This is a genomic window from Nonomuraea sp. PA05, assembly GCF_008086045.1.
GTDB classification, from domain to species: domain Bacteria; phylum Actinomycetota; class Actinomycetes; order Streptosporangiales; family Streptosporangiaceae; genus Nonomuraea; species Nonomuraea monospora.
This window is the reverse complement of the sequence record NZ_VSEY01000015.1, coordinates 110,743-130,108: the sequence shown is the minus strand read 5'-3', so window position 1 is coordinate 130,108 and position 19,366 is coordinate 110,743. Positions and strand designations below refer to the sequence as shown.

Here is a 19,366-nt window from a genome sequence, read left to right as displayed (position 1 = left end):
GATGAGGATTCCCGGCCCGGGCCCCGGCTACTCCTCGTTCCTGGGCGCGGGAGCGAAGCCGCGCCGGGCCAGGAGCTTCCTGAACAGCGGTGTCAGCAGCGCCAGCGCCGACAGCGCGAGCAGCACGGCCGCGATCGGGCTGCGCACCAGCACGCTCACGTCGCCCGCTCCGATGGCCAGCGCCCGGCGGAGCTGGATCTCCGCCATCGGGCCGAGGATCATCCCGATCACCGCGGGCGCGACGGGCAGCCCGAAGCGCCGCATGGCGTAGCCGAGCAGGCCGAGCACGTACAGCACGAACAGGTCCACCACGGTGCCGTTCAGCGCGTAGACGCCGAGGGCGGCGAAGAGCACGATCCCCGCGTACAGGTAGGGCCGGGGGATGCGCAGGACGCGCGCCCAGAGCGGGGCCATCGGCAGGTTCAGCACCAGCAGCATCGCGTTGCCGATGAACAGCGACGCGATCATGCCCCACACCAGGGCCGGGTTGTGGTCGAAGAGCTGCGGCCCCGGCTGCAGGCCGTACTGCTGGAAGGCGGCCAGCAGGATCGCGGCCGTGGCCGAGGTGGGCAGGCCCAGCGTGAGCAGCGGCACCAGGGTGCCGGCCGCGGAGGCGTTGTTGGCCGCCTCGGGGCCCGCGACGCCCTCGATGGCGCCCCTGCCGTACTCCTCGCGCGCCACGCCGCGGGCCAGGCGCTTCTCGGCCGCGTACGACAGGAACGTGGGGATCTCGGCCCCGCCGCCGGGCAGCGCGCCGAACGGGAAGCCCAGGGCGGTGCCGCGCAGCCAGGGCCGCCAGGAGCGGCGCCAGTCGGCGCGGCCCATCCACGCCCGGCCCACCGGCACCACCTCGGGAGGCGCGTGGCGCAGGCGGGAGGCCACGTACAGGGCCTCGCCGAGGGCGAAGAGGCCGACCGCGACGATCACCACGTCGATGCCGTCGAGGAGCTGCGGGATGCCCATCGTCAGCCGGGCCTGGCCGGTCTGCTGGTCGATGCCGATCAGGCCGATCACCAGGCCGAGGCCGAGCGAGGCCAGGCCGCGCACGACCGAGCGGGACAACACCGACGACACGGCCGTGAAGGCCAGGACGGCCAGCGCGAAGTAGTCCTCGGGGCCGAACGCGATCGCGAAGCTCACCACCGCGGGCGCCGCCACGACCAGCAGCGCCGTGGCGATGGTGCCGGCCACGAACGAGCCGATCGCGGCCGTGGCCAGCGCCTGGGCGGCGCGGCCCCGCCTGGCCATCTTGTTGCCCTCCAGCGCCGTGATCATCGAGGCGGACTCGCCGGGCGTGTTGAGCAGGATGGAGGTGGTGGAGCCGCCGTACATGCCGCCGTAGTAGATCCCGGCGAACATGATGAACGCGCTGGCCGGCGGCACCGTGAAGGTGATCGGCAGCAGCAGCGCCACCGTCATCGCGGGGCCGATGCCGGGCAGCACGCCGACCAGGGTGCCGAGGGTGACGCCGACGAGCGCGTACAGGAGGTTGACGGGGGTGAGCGCGGCGGCGAAGCCGTCGAGCAGGAGCTGGAGCGAGGTCACGGCGCGAGCACCCCGCCCGGCAGGTTCACGCCCAGGCCGTGCACGAACAGCAGGTACGTCGCCACGCCCATGACCACGGCCACCACGGCGGCCCGCAGCCTGTGCTCGGCCCCGAGCACCACCGACAGGCCGAAGAACAGCAGGCTCGCGCCGAGGATCCAGCCGAGCAGGTCGAGGAGCGCGGCGAAGGCCAGGAAGACGCCGCTGACCAGGCCGACGCTGCGCCAGTCGGTGGGCGCGGCGGCGTCCACGTCCTCGCTCTCCTCGGGGTCGCCGTGCCCGCCGCGCAGCACGTCGGCCACGTAGAACAGGCCGATGACCACCATGGCGCCGCCCACCAGCATGGGGAAGAAGCGCGGCCCGACGCCGAGCTGGGAGGCCGCCGCCGACACGTCCAGCGTGCCGATCACCACGAGCACGCCCAGCACCAGCACCACGACCGCCAGCCCGAGCTCGGGCCGCCACCGGAACCTGATCATCAGGAGACGAGCCCCATCTCGGCGATGATGCCCTTGACCCTGGTCTGCTCGGCGCCGAGGAAGTCGGCGAACTGCTGCCCGGTCTGGAAGGAGTCGATCCAGCCGTTCTTGGCGACCGCGTCCTTCCACGGCTGCGAGCCGTGCATCTTGGTGACCGCGTCCGTCAGGGTCTTCTTGTCGGCCTCGGACAGCCCGCCGGGGGCGACGAAGCCGCGCCAGTTGGCCAGCACGACGTCCAGCCCGCCCTCCTTGAGGGTGGGGGCGTCCAGGCCGGACACCCGCTCGGCGGAGGTCACGCCGAGGGCGCGCAGCTTGCCGGACTTGACGTGCTCGGCGAACTCGGCCACGCCCGAGATGCCCGCGCTGACCTTGTTGCCGAGCAGCTCGTTCAGCGCCTCGCCGCCGCCCGAGTGGGCGATGTAGTTGACCTGCTTGGGGTCCACGCCGGCGGCCTTGGCCATCAGCCCGGCCACGATGTGGTCGGTGCCGCCCGCCGAGCCGCCCGAGATCGACACCTTCGCCGGGTCGGCCTTCCAGGCCGCCACCAGGTCGGCCAGCGACTTGTACGGCGACGCGGCCGGCACCACGACCAGCTCGTACTCCTCGGTCAGCTTGGCGATGGGGGTGGTCTCGGCGAGCGTGACCTTGGACTTGTTCTGCTCGATGGCGCCGACCATGACCAGGCCCATGGTCATCAGCAGGTTGCCGTTGCCCTTCTCGCCGGCGAGCTGCGCCAGGCCGATCGTGCCGCCCGCGCCGGGCACGTTGTAGACCTCGACCTTGCGCTGCGGGTCGGCCGCCTTGAACGCCTGCTCCGCCGTTCGGGACGTCTGGTCCCAGCCGCCGCCGGGCGCGGCGGGGGCCATGATGCGCAGGGGGCCGGCGGCGGAGGCGCCGCCGCCCGACTGGCCGCACGCCGTCAGCGCGCCGAGAGAGAGTGCCGCGAGAGCGGCGAGTACGCGCAAGCGCATGATCACTCCAGGGGGGATTTTCACCGTTATGGAACTGGCATGGTGAAGTCCCGGCCGCGACGCGTACAGCCTTTGCGCGCTTGGCGTCATAGTGGTCGTATTGGTCGCGACCCGGACGTGACCTGGGTTTGTTTCCATGGGCCGGGTGAGACGGGTTCGTGACGCCTCCCTGGGGACTCAGCTCTTCGTCCTCCAGATGGTGATCGTGCTGCTGGCCGTCGGCGGCACCGGTGGCGTGTGGGCCGAGCACACGCGTGCCCAGCTCGACGAGCTGCATCAGCAGCGGGCGCTGGCGATCGCGCAGGCGGTGGCCGGGCTGCCCGAGGTCAGGAGGGCGTTCGCGCTGGAACGCCCGGAGGCCGTGCTGCAGCCGCTGGCCATGAGCGTCCAGCACGAGACCGGCGCCGACTACGTCGTGATCGCCAACGTCGAGCAGGAGCGCTACGCCCATCCCAACGCCACCCTGATCGGCAAGCGGCTGTCCACCGACGGCAGCACGGTGCTGCGCACGGGCCGGAGCTGGGTCGGCACCGAGACCGGCACGATCGGCACCACGGTCAGGGGCAAGGCGCCGATCCGTGACGAGTACGGCACGGTCATCGGCCTCGTCTCGGTCGGCGTGCTGGAGACCACGGTCATCAGCCAGGTCTTCCAGGCGCTGCCGCCGCTGATCTGGACGGCGCTGGCGGTGCTGCTGGCCGGGCTGGCGCTGGCCGTGCTGATCACCGCGCGGGTGCGCAGGCAGACGTTCGGGCTGGAGCCGCGCGAGATCGCGGCGCTGCTGGAGCAGCGCGAGGGCGTGCTGCACGGCGTCAAGGAGGGCGTGCTCGCGCTCGACCTGGCGGGCAGGGTGACGCTGGTCAACGACGCCGCCCGCGAGCTGCTCGGGGACGTCGGCGAGGACCTGACGCAGATGCCGGTCTCCGAGCGCATGCGCGACGTGCTCGGCGGCGCCGACCCCGGCGAGGACCGCATCGTGCTGCACGGCGACCGCGTGCTGGTGCTCAACCGCACCCCCGTCTGGGTGCGCGGGCGACACCGCGGCTGGGTGGTCACCCTGCGGGACCGCACCGAGCTGATCCGCCTGGCCCGCGAGCTGGACGACGCCTCCAGCGCGACCGAGGCGCTGCGGGCGCAGGCGCACGAGTTCGCCAACCGCATGCACACCGTGGTCGGGCTGCTGGAGCTGGGCGAGCACGAGGCGGCCGTCGGCTTCATCACCCGCATCACCCACGGCGCCTACGCCACCGGCCTGCGCGAGCGCATCCAGGACCCCACGCTCGCCGCCCTGCTGCTGGCCAAGTCGGCGGAGGCGGCCGAGCGCGGGGCCGAGCTGGTGCTCGCCGACGACTCCTCCGTGCCCGACGGGCTGATCGGCGACCCGCGCGACGCGGTCCTCGTGGTCGGCAACCTGGTCGCCAACGCCATCGACGCGCTCGACGGCGCGCAGGGCACGATCGAGGTCTCGGTGCGGGCCGACGCGGGCGGGCTGCGCGTGCGGGTCGGCGACTCGGGCCCCGGCATCGCGCCCGGCCTGGTGGAGGAGGTCTTCAGGGAAGGCTTCACGACGAAGGCCGCCCAGTCGGGGCCGCGCGGGCTGGGGCTGGCGCTGACCCGGCAGGTGTGCCTGCGCAGAGGCGGCTGGGTACGTGTACGGAACGCGGGCGGGGCGGTCTTCACCGCGCTGCTCCCGGCGAAGGCAGGCTCATGATCGGCGTACTGGTCGTCGACGACGACTTCATGGTCGCCCGCATCCACAGCGGCTACGTGAGCCGGGTGCCGGGCTTCAGCGTCCTCTCCGTCGCGCACAGCGGCGCCGGCGCGCTCGCGGCGGCGGCCGAGCTGCGGCCCGACCTCGTGCTGCTCGACATCTATCTGCCCGACATGTCCGGCCTGGAGGTGCTCAAGGCGCTGCACGACGTGGACGTCCTCATGGTCAGCGCCGCCCGCGACGTGCCCACCGTCAGGGAGGCCATGCGCGGCGGCGCCGTCAACTACCTCATCAAGCCGTTCACCGCCGCCGCCCTGGCCGAACGCCTCCAGCAGTACGCCGACACCCGCAACCGCCTGACCGCCATCGGCGCCGAGGCCCGCCAGGACGACGTGGACCGGCTCTTCGGCACGCCCAAGACCGCCGCGCCCATGCCGAAGGGGTTGTCGGCGGCCACCTGCGCGCTGGTCGCCGATACCCTGCGGGACGCGGGCCGCGACCTGTCGGCCGCCGAGGCCGCCGAGCTCACGGGCCTGTCGCGGGTCAGCGCCCGCCGTTATCTGGAACATCTGTGCGCGGCGGGGCAGGCCGAATTTCGGCCACGTTACGGCACGGCCGGCCGACCTGAACATCGCTACCGGTGGCTAGGTTGACACATTTCCGTAGCCATTTCCCGTGACATATGCGGATGCGCGTGCCTTACTGTTGCCTGAGACTTGGCTGCGGACCGGGAGGAGATTGAGGCGTGCGTAACGCCGGACCGATCGAATCACCGACCGACCCGTTCGCCTCGGTGCCCTTACCGACGTCGGCCGTCTCCAGAAAACCGCGGATCGAAGGACTGCCCCCGGGGGTCTCCCGGGACATCTTCGGACCGCCGGAGAGACAGGAACCCCGGCCGGCCCAAGGCCCGAGCGCTCCGGGCGGTCCGGCGGGCAACGGCGCGCTGCCACCGGTGGCGCCGCCCGCGCAGCCCTGGCCCATGGCCGCGGAGAAGGATCAGAAGGGCCAGCCCGCCGCGTTCGGCATGCCGGAACGGCCCTCGCCGTTCGAGCCCGAGCCGCCCCGCCGAGGCCGGCTGCTGCCGAGCCTCGTCGTTCTCGTGCTGGTGCTGGCCGCGCTCGCGTACGTGGTGCCGGCCGTGCTCATGTCCGGCTCCGTCCTGCGTGGCACCCACGTGTCAGGCGTGGACATCGGCGGCCTGACCGTGACGCAGGCGGCCGACAAGCTCCGCACCGAACTGGGCGCCAAGCTCGCCAAGCCCGTCATCGCCGACATCGGCGGCAAGAAGGACACGATCCAGCCCGACGAGGCCGGGCTCGAACTCGACGTCGTCGCCACCATCGGGCAGGCGCCCAGCGGGTTCCCCGGCCCCGAGGAGGTGTGGCGCGGGCTGGTCGGCAGGACCGACCTCCAGCCCAAGATCACCGTCGACTCCTCCCAGCTCACCAGGACCGTCGAGGGCCTGGCGGAGAGCATCGACAAGCCCGCCGTCGAGGGCCGCGTGACCTTCACCGGCCTCCAGCCCAGGGCCCGTCAGCCGGAGGACGGCGTGCTGCTCGACAGGGACGACGCCGTGAGCAGGGTCAGCCAGGCCTTCCTGAACGGCGGCGGCCCCGTCGTCCTCACGCTCAGGCCCGCCAAGCCCGCCACCACCCCGGAAGCCGTCACCACGGCCGTCGCCAAGGCCAAGGCCGCCGTCGCCGCGCCGCTCACCCTGACGCTCGGCGACAAGCAGGTGCAGATCCCGCCGGCCATGATCGCCGCGAACCTCACCTTCAACGCCGACGGGGACGGCTCGCTCGTGCCCGAGTTCGACGCCGGGAAGGTGCTCACCTCCGTCGAGGGCAACCTCGTGGACGCGGCGCAGCAGCCGCGCGACGCCTCGTACCAGATCGTGGACGGCAAGCCCGTCCTGGTGCCCGCGCGCGCGGGCCGCGGCGTCAACGACAAGCTGCTGGCCAGGGACGCCGAGAAGGTGTTCGCCGAGGGCGGGACGCGCGTGATCCCGGTCCGGCTCGGCACCGTCGCGCCCACCGTGGAGACCACGCAGATCCAGGGGCTCGGCATCAAGGAGCTCGTCGGCGAGTTCACCACCACGTTCGACTGCTGCCAGGCCCGGGTGAAGAACATCCAGCTCATGGCGCAGGAGGTGGACGGGTACCTGGTCAGGCCGGGTGACACCTTCTCCGTCAACGACGTGCTGGGGGAGCGGACCGTCGAGGACGGGTACGTCGAGGCCGGGCAGATCGTCGGCGGCCGCATGGTCAACATCGTCGGCGGAGGCGGGTCGCAGTTCGCGACCACCATGTACAACGCGGCGTTCTTCGGCGGCTTCGACGACGTCGAGCACCAGCCGATGGACTACTACGCGCCGCGCTACCCGGCCGGGCGCGACGTGGCGCTGCTCCATCCCGACCTGGACCTGAAGTGGCGCAACGACTCCGAGCACGGCGTGCTGATCAAGACCGCGTCCACCGCGACGTCGGTGACGGTGTCGTTGTGGAGCACCAAGCGGTACGACAAGGTCGAGGCATTGGAGTCGGAGCGGCGGGACTTCACGCCGTTCCGCAGGGAGAGCAGCTCGGCGGCCGACTGCCTGCCGACCGTGGGGGAGCAGGGGTTCACCATCGACGTGACCCGGGTGTTCCACCAGGACGGCAAGGTGGTCAAGAAGGACAAGAAGCTGACCACCAAGTACCGGCCGCAGACCCAGATCACCTGCACCGCCGTCACCCGCTGAGGTCCGTCACCCGCTGAGGTCCGGGCCACGCTGCGGGCCGGGGCGCCGTACTGCACGCCAGCGCCCCAGCCCCAGCGCGCCCCAGCCCCAGCGCGCCCCAGCCCCAGCGCGCCCCGCCTCAGCGCCCCGCCTCAGCGCCCCGCCTCAGCGCCCCGCCTCAGCGCCCCGCCTCAGCGCACCTCCGCGCCGGCCCCAGCGCGCCAGCGCCCCCGCGTTCTCTGAAGGACCTCAGCCCGCTACGGCGGCGTAGCGGGGTCAGGACGGCGTCACGGACATGATGCGGTCGTCGCCGTCCTCGGGTGAGCCCCGCCCGTCCTTGTTACTGGTGCCCACCCAGAGCTTCCCGTCGTCCGGCGTCGCAGCGACCGCCCGCAACCGCCCGTACCGCTCGGTGAAGTGCGCCACCGGAGCCCCGGCGGAGCCGTCCTCACCCAGGGGGATCTGCCACAGCCGGGCCCCGCGCAAGGCCCCCACCCACAGTGACCCGTTCGCGTACGCCATCCCCGACGGCGACGCCTCCGCCGTGGACCAGGTGAGGATCGGGTTGACGTAACGCTGGTCGTTGCCCCGCCCCTCCACCTCGGGCCACCCGTAGTTGGCCCCCGGCTCGATCCTGTTGACCTCGTCGTAGCTGTTCGCGCCGAACTCGGAGGCGTACAGCCGGCCGGAGCCGTCCCAGGCCAGCCCCTGCACGTTGCGGTGGCCGTAGCTGTAGACCAGCGTCCCGAACGGGTTGCCAGGCGCGGGCGCGCCGTCCACGGTCATGCGCAGGATCTTGCCGCCGAGCGAGTCGCGCTGCTGGGCCAGGTCGCGGTCGCCGGTCTCGCCGGTGGTGGCGTACAGGAAGCCGTCGGGGCCGAAGGCGAGCCGGCCGCCGTTGTGGATGCCGCCCTTGGGGATGCCCTGTACGAGGAGTTGCTGGTCGGTGAGGCCGTCGCCGGTGAGGCGGTAGCGCACGATCCGGTTGTCCAGCTCGGCGGTGTAGTAGAGGAAGACCTGGTCCTCCTTGACCGCCACGCCCATGAGGCCGCCCTCGCCGTCGGGACGGGCGTCCTCGATCCTGGCCAGGTCCGTCACCTGGCCGGTACGGCTGACCCGCAGCACGCGGGCCGTGTCGCGTTCGGTGACCACGGCGTCCCCGCCTGGCCCGGGCAGGAAGGCGATCCCCCACGGCACGGCGAGCCCGGTCACGACGTCTTCGGGATCACTCGGGGCGGCCCCCGCCGACACGGCCGCCGTGGGGAGCACTTCTCCGCCGCGGTTCGTACAAGCCGTGAGCCCGGAGCATGCCGTGAGTGCGGTCAGTAGCATGATCGTCCAGAGCTTCCTCATGTGTTCCATACTTCCCCCGTAGTCGTAAGGTTCTCGGCATGAAGACCTGGGTTCCGTCCGATTCGGTGGCTGATGAACTGTCCAAGCTTCCCGGCGTCGAATGTGCCGTATATGACGGCACGTCCCCGATGCCGGATGGGGTGGAGGAAGTGGAGGTGTGGATCCCTCCGCTGGTCACCGTGCCGGACGTGCCGGGGACGCTGGCCAGGATGAGCTCGCTGCGGCTGCTGCAGACCGTGACGGCGGGGGTGGAGCCGTACCGGCCGCACATGCCGGAGGGCGCGGTGCTGTGCAACGCGCGCGGCGTGCACGAGGCGGGGACCGCCGAGTGGGCCGTGGGCGCCATGATCGCGGTGCTCAGGGAGTTCCCGGGGTTCGTGGACGCGCAGCGCAGGGGCGAGTGGACCTACCACCACACCGGCGTGCTGGCCGACTCGACGGTGCTGATCGTCGGGTACGGCTCCATCGGCGCCGCGCTGGAGCGCCGCCTGGACGGGTTCGAGGTGGAGGTCGTCCGGGTGGCCAGGAGCGCCCGCGACGGCGTGCACGGCATGGACGAACTGCCCGCGCTGCTGCCGGAGGCGGACGTCGTGGTGCTGCTGGTGCCCGCCACCGCCGCCACGGCCGGGATGGTGGACGCCGCGTTCCTGGCCAGGATGAAGGACGGCGCGGTGCTGGTGAACGCCGCCAGGGGCGGGGTCGTCGACACCGAGGCGCTGGTGGCCGAACTCAAGACCGGCCGGCTGCGCGCCGCGCTGGACGTGACCGCGCCCGAGCCGCTGCCCGAAGGTCACTCTCTGTGGAGCGCGCCGGGCGTGCTGATCACCCCGCACGTGGCCGGCAGCACCCCCGCCTCCGTACGCCGCACGCTGCGTCTGGTCCGCGCCCAGGTGGAGAGATACCTGGCAGGAGAGCCTTTGGTGAATGTCATCACCGACTCGTACTGAGAGGATCCCGGAACGTGGCTGGTCCGTGACCTTCGGTGCGTACGGTTGCCTTTGCAGGGAGTTCCTGACTCACTGTCAAGGAGCTCTTGGCGGCAATTGGTCTGTCTGGTTATCAGATCGGTGACGACATCGGCGTTGTCACCACCCGCGCACCCACGACAGCACACACTGGCGAAGTGATCGACCGGGCTTCGGCGGTCACTGGTGCAGAGTTCGAGACGGGATGGGCAACGACTGTGATCCGCTGGCGTGATCCCCGGGTGCCGCCGGCCGCCGCTGCGGCGGCCGGCGCGGTGGCGTTCGCCGCCGCCCTCCTGACGGAGAGCCCGGCCTTGGTCACCGGAGCGGTCGCCGGAGGAATGGCGGCACTGATCGCCGCCGCCTCCTTGCTGATCGCCTCGGTGAAGCAGACCGCGCACCGCCCGACGGCCATGGGTGCCCGCTGGATGGGCGGCGGGGCCGTGATCTGGACCGCCGGGGTGGCGCTGCGGCCGTTCACCGAGAGCTTCTTCGACAGCTTCGCGGACATGTTCATGCTGCTCGGCACGGTCGTCATGGCGAGCGGCGCGCTGCTCGCCGCCGACCGCAAGTTCCCGGCCAGGGTCGCTTTACGGCATCTCACCGACGCCTACCTGTGCACGGCCGCGCTCTTCCTGATCGGCTGGATGGTGGCGCTGCGCCACGTGTACGCCGAGACCGCCGACGCGGCCGCCTTCACCCTGGTCATGCTGCCGCCGATGGTGGGGCTGCTGGTGACGTTCGCCGTGGTCCCGTCGGTGCTGACCAGCAGGTCGTCGTCCTGGCTGCTGGGCCTGGCGGGCGTCGGCGCGCTGGCCGCGATGACCGTGGCCGGCATCTCGGCGGCGGTGGCCCGGCTCATGGACGCCGAGCCGCAGCTCTGGGGCGTCATGCTCGCGCCCGTCGCGTTCCTGCTGCTGGCGGCCGTCCCCTGGGGGCCGCGGGTCAGGCAGGCCAACCGGCCGTCGGTCGGTCACGCGGTGGCGCTGGTGCCCCTGGCGCTGGTGGCGGTGGCCGCGGGCACGCTGCTGTTGCATCAGGCGGGCGGGCGCGTCGGGCCGCCGGTCACCGGCGTCGTGGTGGTCGCGGTCTCGGTGGTGCTGCTCCTGCTGGTGCGCCTGTTCGTGGTCTCGGTGGCCAACGTACGGCTGCGCGGCCTGGTCAAGCTGAGCGAGCGTCAGCTCAAGGAGCTGGCGGAGAGCACCGGCGACGTGGTGTTCACCTGCGACTACGAGGGCGTGGTGCGCGAGATCGGCGCGGGCGTCGAGGTCACGTACGGCTACAGCCCGCAGGAGCTGGTCGGCGGGTCGATCTTCGACTACATCCACCCGGAGGACGTGCCCGGCATCCAGGTCGCCATGCGCGCGATGAACCTCGACGAGGACAACACCGCGCCCGGCGCCTGCCTGATCGCCTGCCGTGTGCGCGCCGCCGACGGCACCTGGCGGCCCACCGAGTCCGTCGCCACCCGCCACGCCGGCGGGCGAGACCTGATGCTCGTGACGACCCGCGACGTCAGCGACGAGGAGGCGCTGCGCAACCAGGTCGCCCACCTGACCTTCCACGACGGCGTCACCGGGCTGCCCAACCGCGCCTACTTCGAGGAGCGCACCCGCGAGGTGCTCTCGGGCCGCACGTCCGGCACCGGCACGGGGAACGTCGCGGTGATCTTCCTCGATCTCGACGGGTTCACCTCGGTCAACGACTCGGTCGGCCACGCCAGCGGCGATTACCTGCTCGGGCAGGCGGCCCGCAGGCTGCGCGGGGCCGTGCGCGCCGACGACACGCTGGCCCGATGGGGCGGCGACGAGTTCGCGGTGCTCGTGGAGACCGGCGGCGACGCGCAGATCGCGGTGGACCTGGCCGAGCGGCTGGTCCGCGCGGTCTCGCAGGAGCCGTTCCGGGTCGCCGACCGCGACGTGGCGCTGACCGCGAGCGTGGGCGTCGCCTTCGCCGAGGACGACCTGCCCGCCGGCGACCTCATGCGCAACGCCGACGTGGCCATGGCCCGCTCGAAGGAGCTGGGCGGGCGGCGCGTGGAGGTCTTCGCCGCGCAGATGCACGCCGACGTCATGCGCCGCCTGGAGCTGGCGGCCGACCTGCAGCGGGCGCTGATCGAGCAGCAGTTCGCGATCGAGTACCAGCCGGTGGTCGACCTGGCCACCTCGCGGGTGACCGCGGTGGAGGCGCTGGTGCGCTGGTGGCGCGGGTCGGTGTTCGTGCCGCCGGAGCAGTTCCTCGGCGCGGCGGAGGACACCGGGCTGATCGTGCCGCTGAGCGAGTGGATCCTGCGTGAGGCGTGCCGCGAGGTGGCCGCCTGGCGGGCCTCGTCCTGGGACATCGGGCTGTCGCTGAACCTGTCGGCCCGCCAGATCATGGCACCCAGGTTCGTCGAGACCGTCGAGGAGGCGCTGACCGAGAGCGGGCTGCCCGCCTCCGTGCTCACCCTCGAAGTGATCGAGGAGATGCTCGTCGAGGACGCAGAGGAGACCATCAAGCGGCTGTCGGAGCTGCGGGCGCTCGGCGTGCGGCTGGCGATCGACGACTTCGGCACCGGCTACGCGTCGCTGGCCTTCCTGCGGCAGCTGCCCGTCGACATGATAAAGATCGATCCGTCGTTCGTCTCGGGGCTCGGCAAGGACGACACGCTGACCCTGCTCACCCGCACGATCGTGCGGCTCGGGCACGACCTCGGGCTTATCGTGGTGGCCGAGGGGATCGAGCGTCCCGAGCAGCTCGAACTGCTCAAGCAGATGGGCTGCACAAGGGGGCAGGGTTTCCTGGTGGCCCGGCCGATGGCGGCGCGCGGAGTCGACTCGCTGATGCGGACGAGTCTCACTGTTTGAGACTTGTGTCCACGAAGTTGGCGCGATGGCGTTCGGAGCGGCTATGGTGTAGGGCATGCTTCGCAGTGAGATTCTCGTAGTACTTCGCCGGCGCGCAGGCCGATAGCGAAGCACGACGACCTGCGCGCCGCCCCAGACCCGCCGCCTGGTGGGAAGGGGCATTTTTTATGTCCTTAAGCGAGTAGCCACGCAAGGAACGAGCCGATGACCGAACGGATGACAGGTGCACAGGCCCTGGTCAGGGCGCTGGAGCACGTTGGAGTCGACACAGTGTTCGGGATCCCGGGCGGTGCCATTCTGCCGGCCTACGATCCTCTCTACGACTCGACCAAGGTCCGGCACGTGCTCGTACGGCACGAGCAGGGCGCGGGTCACGCGGCCGAGGGCTACGCGCAGGCCACGGGCAAGGTCGGGGTGTGCATGGCGACGAGCGGCCCGGGCGCCACGAACCTGGTGACCCCCATTGCCGACGCCTTCATGGACTCCGTGCCGATCGTGGCGATCACCGGTCAGGTGGCCTCCCCGATGATCGGCACGGACGCCTTCCAGGAGGCGGACATCTCCGGCATCACCATGCCGATCACGAAGCACAACTTCCTGATCACCGACGCGGCCGACATCGCCCGTACGATCATGGAGGCCTTCCACATCGCCTCCACCGGCCGCCCCGGGCCCGTCCTCGTGGACATCTCCAAGGACGCGCTGCAGGCCGAGACCACGTTCAGCTGGCCGCCCACCATGCAGCTGCCGGGCTACCGCCCGGTCACCAGGCCGCACTCCAAGCAGATCCGCGAGGCCGCCAAGCTCATCGCCGAGTCCAGGCGGCCGGTCCTCTACGTCGGCGGCGGCGTCCACAAGGCCCGCGCCTCGGCCGAGCTGCTCCAGCTCGCCGAGCTGACGAACATCCCGGTCATCACCACCCTGATGGCGCGCGGCACGTTCCCCGACAGCCACCCGCAGCACATGGGCATGCCCGGCATGCACGGCAGCGTCTCCGCCGTGGGCGCGCTGCAGAAGTCCGACCTGATCATCGGCCTGGGCGTGCGCTTCGACGACCGGGTGACCGGCCACCTGCCGTCCTTCGCGCCGTTCGCGAAGGTCGTGCACGCCGACATCGACCCGGCCGAGATCTCCAAGAACCGCCACGCCGACGTGCCGATCGTGGGCGACTGCAAGGAGGTCCTCACCGACCTCATCGCCGCCGTCCAGGCCTCCGGCCAGCAGGGCGACTACGACGAGTGGTGGACGATACTCAACGGCTACAAGCAGACCTACCCGCTGGGCTACGACACCTTCGACGACGGCTCGCTGGCCCCCCAGTACGTCATGGAGCGGCTGAGCGCCATCGCGGGCCCCGACGCCTACTACGTGGCCGGAGTCGGGCAGCACCAGATGTGGGCCTCGCAGTTCGTCGACTACGAGAAGCCGGGCACGTTCATCAACTCCGGCGGCGCGGGCACGATGGGCTTCGCCGTGCCGGCCGCGATGGGCGCCAAGATGGGCCAGCCGGACGCCACCGTGTGGGCGATCGACGGCGACGGCTGCTTCCAGATGACCAACCAGGAGCTGGCCACGTGTGCGCTTGAGGGCGTGCCGATCAAGATCGCCGTCATCAACAACGGTAACCTCGGCATGGTCCGCCAGTGGCAGACGCTGTTCTACGACCAGCGTTACTCCAACACCGACCTTCAGGCTCCCCGCCGCATCCCTGACTTCGTCAAGCTGGCGGAGGCCTATGGTTGTGTGGGCCTGCGGTGCGAGCGTCCCGAGGACGTGGACGCCGTGATCAAGAAGGCCATGGAGATCAATGACGTGCCTGTCGTGGTCGACTTCGTCGTCCACCAGGACGCCATGGTCTGGCCCATGGTCCCGGCGGGCACCAGCAACGACACCATCCAGATCGCCCGTGACATGGCTCCGAAGTGGGAGAACGACGATGAGTAGACACACGCTGTCCGTGCTTGTCGAGAACAGGCCGGGCGTCCTGGCACGCGTGTCGGCGCTGTTCAGCCGCAGGGGGTTCAACATCGACTCCCTGGCCGTCGGGCCCACCGAGCACGACGACATCTCCCGCATGACGATCGTGGTCAGCGTCGAGGAGCTGCCGCTGGAGCAGGTCACCAAGCAGCTCAACAAGCTGGTGAACGTGCTCAAGATCGTCGAGCTCGACCCGTCGCAGTCGGTGCAGCGCGAGCTGATGCTGATCAAGGTCAAGGCCGACGCCGAGAGCCGCTCGCACGTGCTTGAGCTGGTCAACCTCTTCCGTGCCCGCTGCGTCGACGTGGCGGCCGACGCCGTGACCATCGAGGTCACCGGCACTCCCGACAAGCTGGAGGCCTTCGTCAAGGTCCTCGAGCCGTTCGGGATCAAGGAACTCGTCCAATCGGGCATGGTGGCCATCGGCCGCGGCGCCCGCTCCATCACCGACCGGTCCCTCAGGGCACTGGACCGTACCGCCTGAAAGGTTTTGAGCAAGTGACCGAGATTTACTACGACGACCAGGCCGACCTGTCGATCATTCAGGGACGCCACGTGGCCGTGCTGGGGTACGGCAGCCAGGGCCACGCCCACGCGCTCTCCCTGCGTGACTCCGGCGTGGACGTGCGCGTCGGCCTGCCCGAGGGCTCCAAGAGCCGCGAGAAGGCCGAGAACGACGGCCTGCGCGTGCTGTCCCCGTCGGAGGCGGTGGAGGAGGCCAACCTCACGATGATCCTGGCGCCGGACCACATCCAGCGCCACCTGTACGCCGAGCACGTCGCCCCCAACCTGGTCGAGGGCGACGCGCTGTTCTTCGGCCACGGCCTGAACATCCGCTACGGCCTCATCGAGGCGCCGGAGGGCGTGGACGTGTGCATGGTGGCCCCCAAGGGCCCCGGTCACCTCGTCCGCCGTCAGTTCGAGGCCGGGCGCGGCGTGCCGTGTCTGGTGGCCGTGGAGAAGGACGCCTCGGGCAAGGCGCTCGACCTCGCGCTCTCCTACGCCAAGGGCATCGGCGGCACCCGCGCCGGCGCGCTGCGCACCACGTTCAAGGAGGAGACCGAGACCGACCTGTTCGGCGAGCAGGCCGTGCTGTGCGGCGGCGTCTCCGAGCTGATCAAGGCGGGGTTCGAGACCCTGATCGAGGCCGGCTACCAGCCCGAGGTGGCCTACTTCGAGTGCCTGCACGAGATGAAGCTCATCGTCGACCTCATGTACGAGGGCGGCATCTCGAAGATGTACTGGTCGGTCTCCGACACGGCCGAGTACGGCGGCTACACCCGCGGCCCGCGCGTGATCAACGAGGAGTCGCGTCAGGAGATGCGCCGCATCCTGGCCGAGGTCCAGGACGGCACCTTCGCCCGCCAGCTCGTCGAGGAGTTCGACAGCGGCCAGAAGGAGTTCCAGCGCTACCGTGACGAGCTGGCCGAGAACCCGATCGAGAAGACCGGCGCCAAGCTCCGTCCGATGATGAGCTGGCTCAAGGCCTGACGTTCCGCTGAGCGGCGGGCGGGAGGATCCACCTCCCGCCCGCCGCTTTTTCGTGCGCGCGCAGCTCCCCGGAGAGGTAGCGTTTCACGTGTCAGCTTTTCTTTTCACGTGTAACAGGAGCCGCCATGAAGGCCATCCGCTACCGCGTCTACGGCCCGCCTGACGTCATCGAGCTGGAGGAGACCGCCAAGCCAGGGATCGCCGACGACGGCGTGCTCGTCCGCGTGCGGGCGGCCTCGGTCAACCCGGGCGACTGGCACCTGCTCAGGGGCGACCCCTACATCTTCCGCGCCGTGGCGGGCCTGACCAGGCCGAAGGCTCACGGGCTGGGCGCCGACCTCGCCGGGGTCGTCGAGGCGGTCGGCAAGAGCGTCAGCCGGTTCGCGCCCGGCGACGAGGTGTACGGCTGCGCCCCCGGCTCGTTCGCCGAGTACGTCGCCGTCCCCGAGAGCGGCCCGCTGACCCGCAAGCCGGCCGGGTTCACCTTCGAGCAGGCCGCGGCCGTGCCCACGTCGGCGCAGACCGCGCTGCAGGCGTTACGCGACAAGGGGCGGCTGGCGCCGGGGCAGCGGGTGCTGGTCAACGGGGCGGCGGGCGGGATCGGCACGTTCGCGGTGCAGCTCGCCAAGGCGTACGGGGCGGAGGTCACCGGCGTGTGCGGCGGCGGGAACGTGGAGCTGGTGCGGTCGATCGGCGCCGACCACGTGATCGACTACACCAAGGAGGACTTCACCCGCACCGGTCACCGCTACGACGTCGTCCTCGACAACGTGGGCAACCGCCGGGTGGCCGACTGCCGGCGCATCCTCACCCCGACGGGCACCTACCTGCACAACAACGGCACAGGGGGACGCTGGGTCGGCGTGATGAGCCGCATCGCCGGGCTGAGCGTGCTGAACCTGTTCGTCCGCCACAGCCTGCCCGTCTTCACCACCCGCGAGAACGCCGATGACCTGGCCGTGCTGCGCGAGCTGGCCGAGGCGGGCAAGCTGACGCCGGTCATCGAGCGTACGCACCCGCTGAGCGAGGTGCCCGAGGCCATCGCGCACGTGGAGCGGGGGCACGCCAAGGGCAAGGTGGTGATCACCGTCTGAACGCGCGCCGCAACCCGGGCGGCTCGGCGGCCGGGTCCGAGGTGCTGGTGGACGCGGTCAGGAAGCTGGCGCTGCCTGACGGGCCGCAAGGACGTGCGGACGAAGCCGTTCTGGACCCCGGGCAGGAGAGGGATGGACTGAGCCGGGGTAGGGGCCCCTCCACGTCGCCCCGAGATCCGTGATAATAATACCGGTATAGTTATCGGCAAGGAGGGGCTGTGATCGAGTACAAGTCTGCCGGTGAGATCGCCGTGATGCGGGAGTCCGGCAAGGTCGTCGCCGCCGTCCACGCCGCCGTGCGCGAGCAGGCGGCCGTGGGCGTGTCGCTCAAGGAGCTGGACGAGGTGGCCAGGACGGTCATCGAGGAGGCCAGGGCGAAGGCGTCGTTCCTCGGGTACCACCCGTCGTTCGGGGCGATGCCGTACCCCGGTGTGATCTGCACCTCGGTCAACGGCGTCATGCTGCACGGGCTGCCGTCGCCGTACCGGCTGCGGGACGGTGACCTGATCAGCGTCGACTGCGCCGCCTACATCGACGGGTGGCACGCCGACGGCACGGTCAGCTTCACCGTCGGGGAGCCGCTGGCGGAGGACCTCAAGCTGATCAGGGTCGCGGAGGAGACGCTGGCGGCGGGCATCGAGGCGGCCAGGCCCGGCGCGCGGATGGGCGACATCGGGCACGCGATGTCCACCGTCGGGCGCGGCGCCGGATACGGCATGCAGAACGACTTCGGCGGCCACGGCATCGGCCGGGCCATGCACGAGGAGCCGTTCGTGCCCAACGAGGCCCGCGCCGGGCGCGGGCTGCGGTTGCGACCGGGGCTGGTGATCGCGATCGAGCCCAGCCTGATGGCGGGCGGCGGCGACCGGTACTACATGTCCTCCGACGGGTGGTCGGTGTGCACGGGCGACGGCAGCAGGAGCGTGCACGTCGAGCACACGGTGGCCATCACCGAGGACGGGCCGGTGATCCTGACCCTGCCGTAGGCTCGCGCATCCCGAACAGGAACCTGGTCACCCTGGTGCGCCGCACCAGCAGGTCGTAGGCGAGCAGGGTCAGCGCCAGCGAGACCGCCACGATCACCAGGTACTCGACCAGGATGGGCGCCCGCCAGCCGACCACGAAGTAGGCCGCGGCCACCACGATCGGCTGGTGCAGGATGTAGAGCGGCAGCACGGCGGGCGCGAGGTAGGCGTACCAGCCACGACGCCTCCCGGGGGAGGCGGAGGCGGGGCGCGGGCGGTCGAGGGCGCCGAGTATCGCCACCAGCGCGCACCAGCCGGCCAGGCCGTACAGCGTCCGGACCCCGACCGCGAGCGGGGTCAGGTCCCTGAACGGGTCGGTGCCGGGGTCCTGGCCGACGAGGATGAAGCCCGGCATCCCCACCGCCAGCAGCGTCACGGCCGCCACCGCGGCAGGCACCCGGTCGCGGCGCATCGCCGCACGGAAGTCGCGATCGGTCACGAGCAGGAAGCCGTACAGGAAGAACACCAGGTACGCCCAGCGGTCCCAGCCGCCGAACTCCTCGGCCAGCCCGATCACCGCGCAGACCGCCGCGACGGGCAGCCCGAGCAGCAGCAGCGCGCCGCGCGGGCGCGAGAGCGCGACCAGCCGCGCGCGGGCGCGCCTGGCCCGCTCACGCGGCACCCACCGCGCCAGCGGCGCCAGCAGCAGCGAGAACGTCAGCAGCAGCACGACGAACCACAGGTGCCCGGTCTCGAAGTGCTCACCCTCCAGGATGAACGGGAAGTCGCTGAGTTCGAGCCGCACCGTGAAGAAGCGCGGCCAGAACTCCCAGTAGGACTCCGCGTAGCCCGGCGTGCCGCGCGCCCGCAGCCACTGCGGCAGCGGGAGCAGCACCACCAGGGCGAACACCAGCGGCACCCCGAGCCGCAGCAGCCGCTCCACGGCGAACCCGCCTGGCCCCCTGCGCCGCATCGAGTGCCAGGTGCCCAGCCCGGCGATGAGGAACAGCAGCGGCATCGCCCAGATCACGCAGAGCCCCGCGATGATGAACGTGATGCCGGTCGTCTCGGCGTTCTTGACGTAGAAGTCGTCGCGCGAGTCGAACACCAGCGACGCGTGGAAGAACACCAGCCCGACGACCACGAGGGCGCGCATCGCGTCCAGCTCGGGGCGCCGTTCCGTGACCGTCCCGCCGGACGGGCCCGCGTGTGTGGTCATGATCTGCCTCCCCGTGACACGCCCCAGT

At 71.2% G+C, this 19,366-nt stretch carries 15 protein-coding genes; 10 read left to right on the top strand and 5 right to left on the bottom strand.

Annotation, left to right across the window (positions count from 1 at the left end; translation table 11 throughout):
* Nucleotides 1–27: 27 nt before the first annotated feature.
* The 3 genes from FXF51_RS24065 to FXF51_RS24055 are packed head-to-tail and all read right to left on the bottom strand — an operon-like array spanning nucleotide 28 to nucleotide 2,995.
* Complete coding sequence (locus FXF51_RS24065; RefSeq protein WP_148436906.1) at nucleotides 28–1,545, bottom strand: tripartite tricarboxylate transporter permease; 1,518 nt, start codon at nucleotides 1,543–1,545, stop codon at nucleotides 28–30.
* Nucleotides 1,542–2,024 carry a tripartite tricarboxylate transporter TctB family protein gene (locus FXF51_RS24060; protein WP_148436905.1) on the bottom strand — a complete coding sequence of 161 codons (483 nt, stop codon included), beginning with the start codon at nucleotides 2,022–2,024 and terminating at the stop codon, nucleotides 1,542–1,544. The genes FXF51_RS24065 and FXF51_RS24060 overlap by 4 nt, the downstream gene beginning before the upstream one ends.
* Entirely contained in the window at nucleotides 2,024–2,995 is a 972-nt protein-coding gene (locus FXF51_RS24055) for a Bug family tripartite tricarboxylate transporter substrate binding protein (protein WP_148436904.1), read from the bottom strand. The genes FXF51_RS24060 and FXF51_RS24055 overlap by 1 nt, the downstream gene beginning before the upstream one ends.
* A gap of 136 nt (nucleotides 2,996–3,131) precedes the next feature.
* On the opposite strand from FXF51_RS24055, the gene FXF51_RS24050 reads away from it, so the two are divergent.
* From FXF51_RS24050 to FXF51_RS24040, 3 genes are all read left to right on the top strand, one after another.
* Nucleotides 3,132–4,706: a sensor histidine kinase gene (locus FXF51_RS24050; RefSeq protein WP_148436903.1), complete on the top strand. Its 1,575-nt coding sequence runs from the start codon at nucleotides 3,132–3,134 to the stop codon at nucleotides 4,704–4,706.
* Nucleotides 4,703–5,359 carry a response regulator gene (locus tag FXF51_RS24045; protein ID WP_148436902.1) on the top strand — a complete coding sequence of 219 codons (657 nt, stop codon included), beginning with the start codon at nucleotides 4,703–4,705 and terminating at the stop codon, nucleotides 5,357–5,359. The genes FXF51_RS24050 and FXF51_RS24045 overlap by 4 nt, the downstream gene beginning before the upstream one ends.
* Before the next feature lie 329 nt (nucleotides 5,360–5,688).
* Nucleotides 5,689–7,449: a VanW family protein gene (locus tag FXF51_RS24040; protein WP_148436901.1), complete on the top strand. Its 1,761-nt coding sequence runs from the start codon at nucleotides 5,689–5,691 to the stop codon at nucleotides 7,447–7,449.
* Nucleotides 7,450–7,704: 255 nt separating this feature from the next.
* Here the strand turns inward: FXF51_RS24040 and FXF51_RS24035 are convergent, their stop codons facing one another.
* The gene (locus FXF51_RS24035; RefSeq protein WP_148436900.1) at nucleotides 7,705–8,781 is read right to left on the bottom strand and encodes a PQQ-dependent sugar dehydrogenase; all 1,077 of its coding nucleotides are present in this window, start codon (nucleotides 8,779–8,781) and stop codon (nucleotides 7,705–7,707) included.
* Between the two features lie 38 nt (nucleotides 8,782–8,819).
* On the opposite strand from FXF51_RS24035, the gene FXF51_RS24030 reads away from it, so the two are divergent.
* The 7 genes from FXF51_RS24030 (at nucleotide 8,820) to map (ending at nucleotide 18,140) form a co-directional block, all read left to right on the top strand.
* Nucleotides 8,820–9,728: a 2-hydroxyacid dehydrogenase gene (locus FXF51_RS24030; protein WP_148436899.1), complete on the top strand. Its 909-nt coding sequence runs from the start codon at nucleotides 8,820–8,822 to the stop codon at nucleotides 9,726–9,728.
* Nucleotides 9,729–9,964: 236 nt separating this feature from the next.
* A complete protein-coding gene (locus tag FXF51_RS24025) occupies nucleotides 9,965–12,592 on the top strand; it encodes a putative bifunctional diguanylate cyclase/phosphodiesterase (RefSeq protein WP_262379796.1) in 2,628 nt (875 codons plus the stop codon).
* Between the two features lie 204 nt (nucleotides 12,593–12,796).
* Nucleotides 12,797–14,536, top strand: a complete 1,740-nt coding sequence (locus FXF51_RS24020; protein ID WP_148436898.1) for an acetolactate synthase large subunit — start codon at nucleotides 12,797–12,799, stop codon at nucleotides 14,534–14,536.
* A complete protein-coding gene (ilvN, locus tag FXF51_RS24015) occupies nucleotides 14,529–15,053 on the top strand; it encodes an acetolactate synthase small subunit (protein ID WP_148436897.1) in 525 nt (174 codons plus the stop codon). Before FXF51_RS24020 ends, ilvN begins: the two co-directional genes overlap by 8 nt.
* A gap of 23 nt (nucleotides 15,054–15,076) precedes the next feature.
* Complete coding sequence (gene ilvC / locus FXF51_RS24010) at nucleotides 15,077–16,060, top strand: ketol-acid reductoisomerase (RefSeq protein ID WP_148437024.1); 984 nt, start codon at nucleotides 15,077–15,079, stop codon at nucleotides 16,058–16,060.
* A 125-nt stretch (nucleotides 16,061–16,185) separates the two neighbouring features.
* On the top strand, nucleotides 16,186–17,154 hold the full coding sequence (locus tag FXF51_RS24005; protein WP_148436896.1) for an NAD(P)-dependent alcohol dehydrogenase: 969 nt from the start codon (nucleotides 16,186–16,188) through the stop codon (nucleotides 17,152–17,154).
* Nucleotides 17,155–17,372: 218 nt separating this feature from the next.
* Complete coding sequence (gene map / locus FXF51_RS24000) at nucleotides 17,373–18,140, top strand: type I methionyl aminopeptidase (RefSeq protein ID WP_148436895.1); 768 nt, start codon at nucleotides 17,373–17,375, stop codon at nucleotides 18,138–18,140.
* Here the strand turns inward: map and FXF51_RS23995 are convergent.
* Entirely contained in the window at nucleotides 18,103–19,338 is a 1,236-nt protein-coding gene (locus FXF51_RS23995) for an acyltransferase family protein (protein ID WP_148436894.1), read from the bottom strand. The genes map and FXF51_RS23995 overlap by 38 nt on opposite strands.
* Between the last annotated feature and the right edge of the window lie 28 nt (nucleotides 19,339–19,366).

Bases quoted from the DNA above. Each gene is read 5' to 3' on its own strand.
- FXF51_RS24020 (WP_148436898.1), top strand. From the start codon at position 12,797: ATGACCGAACGGATGACAGGTGCACAGGCCCTGGTCAGGGCGCTGGAG.
- FXF51_RS24005 (WP_148436896.1), top strand. From the start codon at position 16,186: ATGAAGGCCATCCGCTACCGCGTCTACGGCCCGCCTGACGTCATCGAG.
- FXF51_RS24035 (WP_148436900.1), bottom strand. From the start codon at position 8,781: ATGAGGAAGCTCTGGACGATCATGCTACTGACCGCACTCACGGCATGC.
- FXF51_RS24055 (WP_148436904.1), bottom strand. From the start codon at position 2,995: ATGCGCTTGCGCGTACTCGCCGCTCTCGCGGCACTCTCTCTCGGCGCG.
- FXF51_RS24060 (WP_148436905.1), bottom strand. From the start codon at position 2,024: ATGATCAGGTTCCGGTGGCGGCCCGAGCTCGGGCTGGCGGTCGTGGTG.
- ilvN (WP_148436897.1), top strand. From the start codon at position 14,529: ATGAGTAGACACACGCTGTCCGTGCTTGTCGAGAACAGGCCGGGCGTC.
- FXF51_RS24040 (WP_148436901.1), top strand. From the start codon at position 5,689: ATGGCCGCGGAGAAGGATCAGAAGGGCCAGCCCGCCGCGTTCGGCATG.
- FXF51_RS23995 (WP_148436894.1), bottom strand. From the start codon at position 19,338: ATGACCACACACGCGGGCCCGTCCGGCGGGACGGTCACGGAACGGCGC.
- FXF51_RS24050 (WP_148436903.1), top strand. From the start codon at position 3,132: ATGGGCCGGGTGAGACGGGTTCGTGACGCCTCCCTGGGGACTCAGCTC.
- FXF51_RS24030 (WP_148436899.1), top strand. From the start codon at position 8,820: ATGAAGACCTGGGTTCCGTCCGATTCGGTGGCTGATGAACTGTCCAAG.
- FXF51_RS24045 (WP_148436902.1), top strand. From the start codon at position 4,703: ATGATCGGCGTACTGGTCGTCGACGACGACTTCATGGTCGCCCGCATC.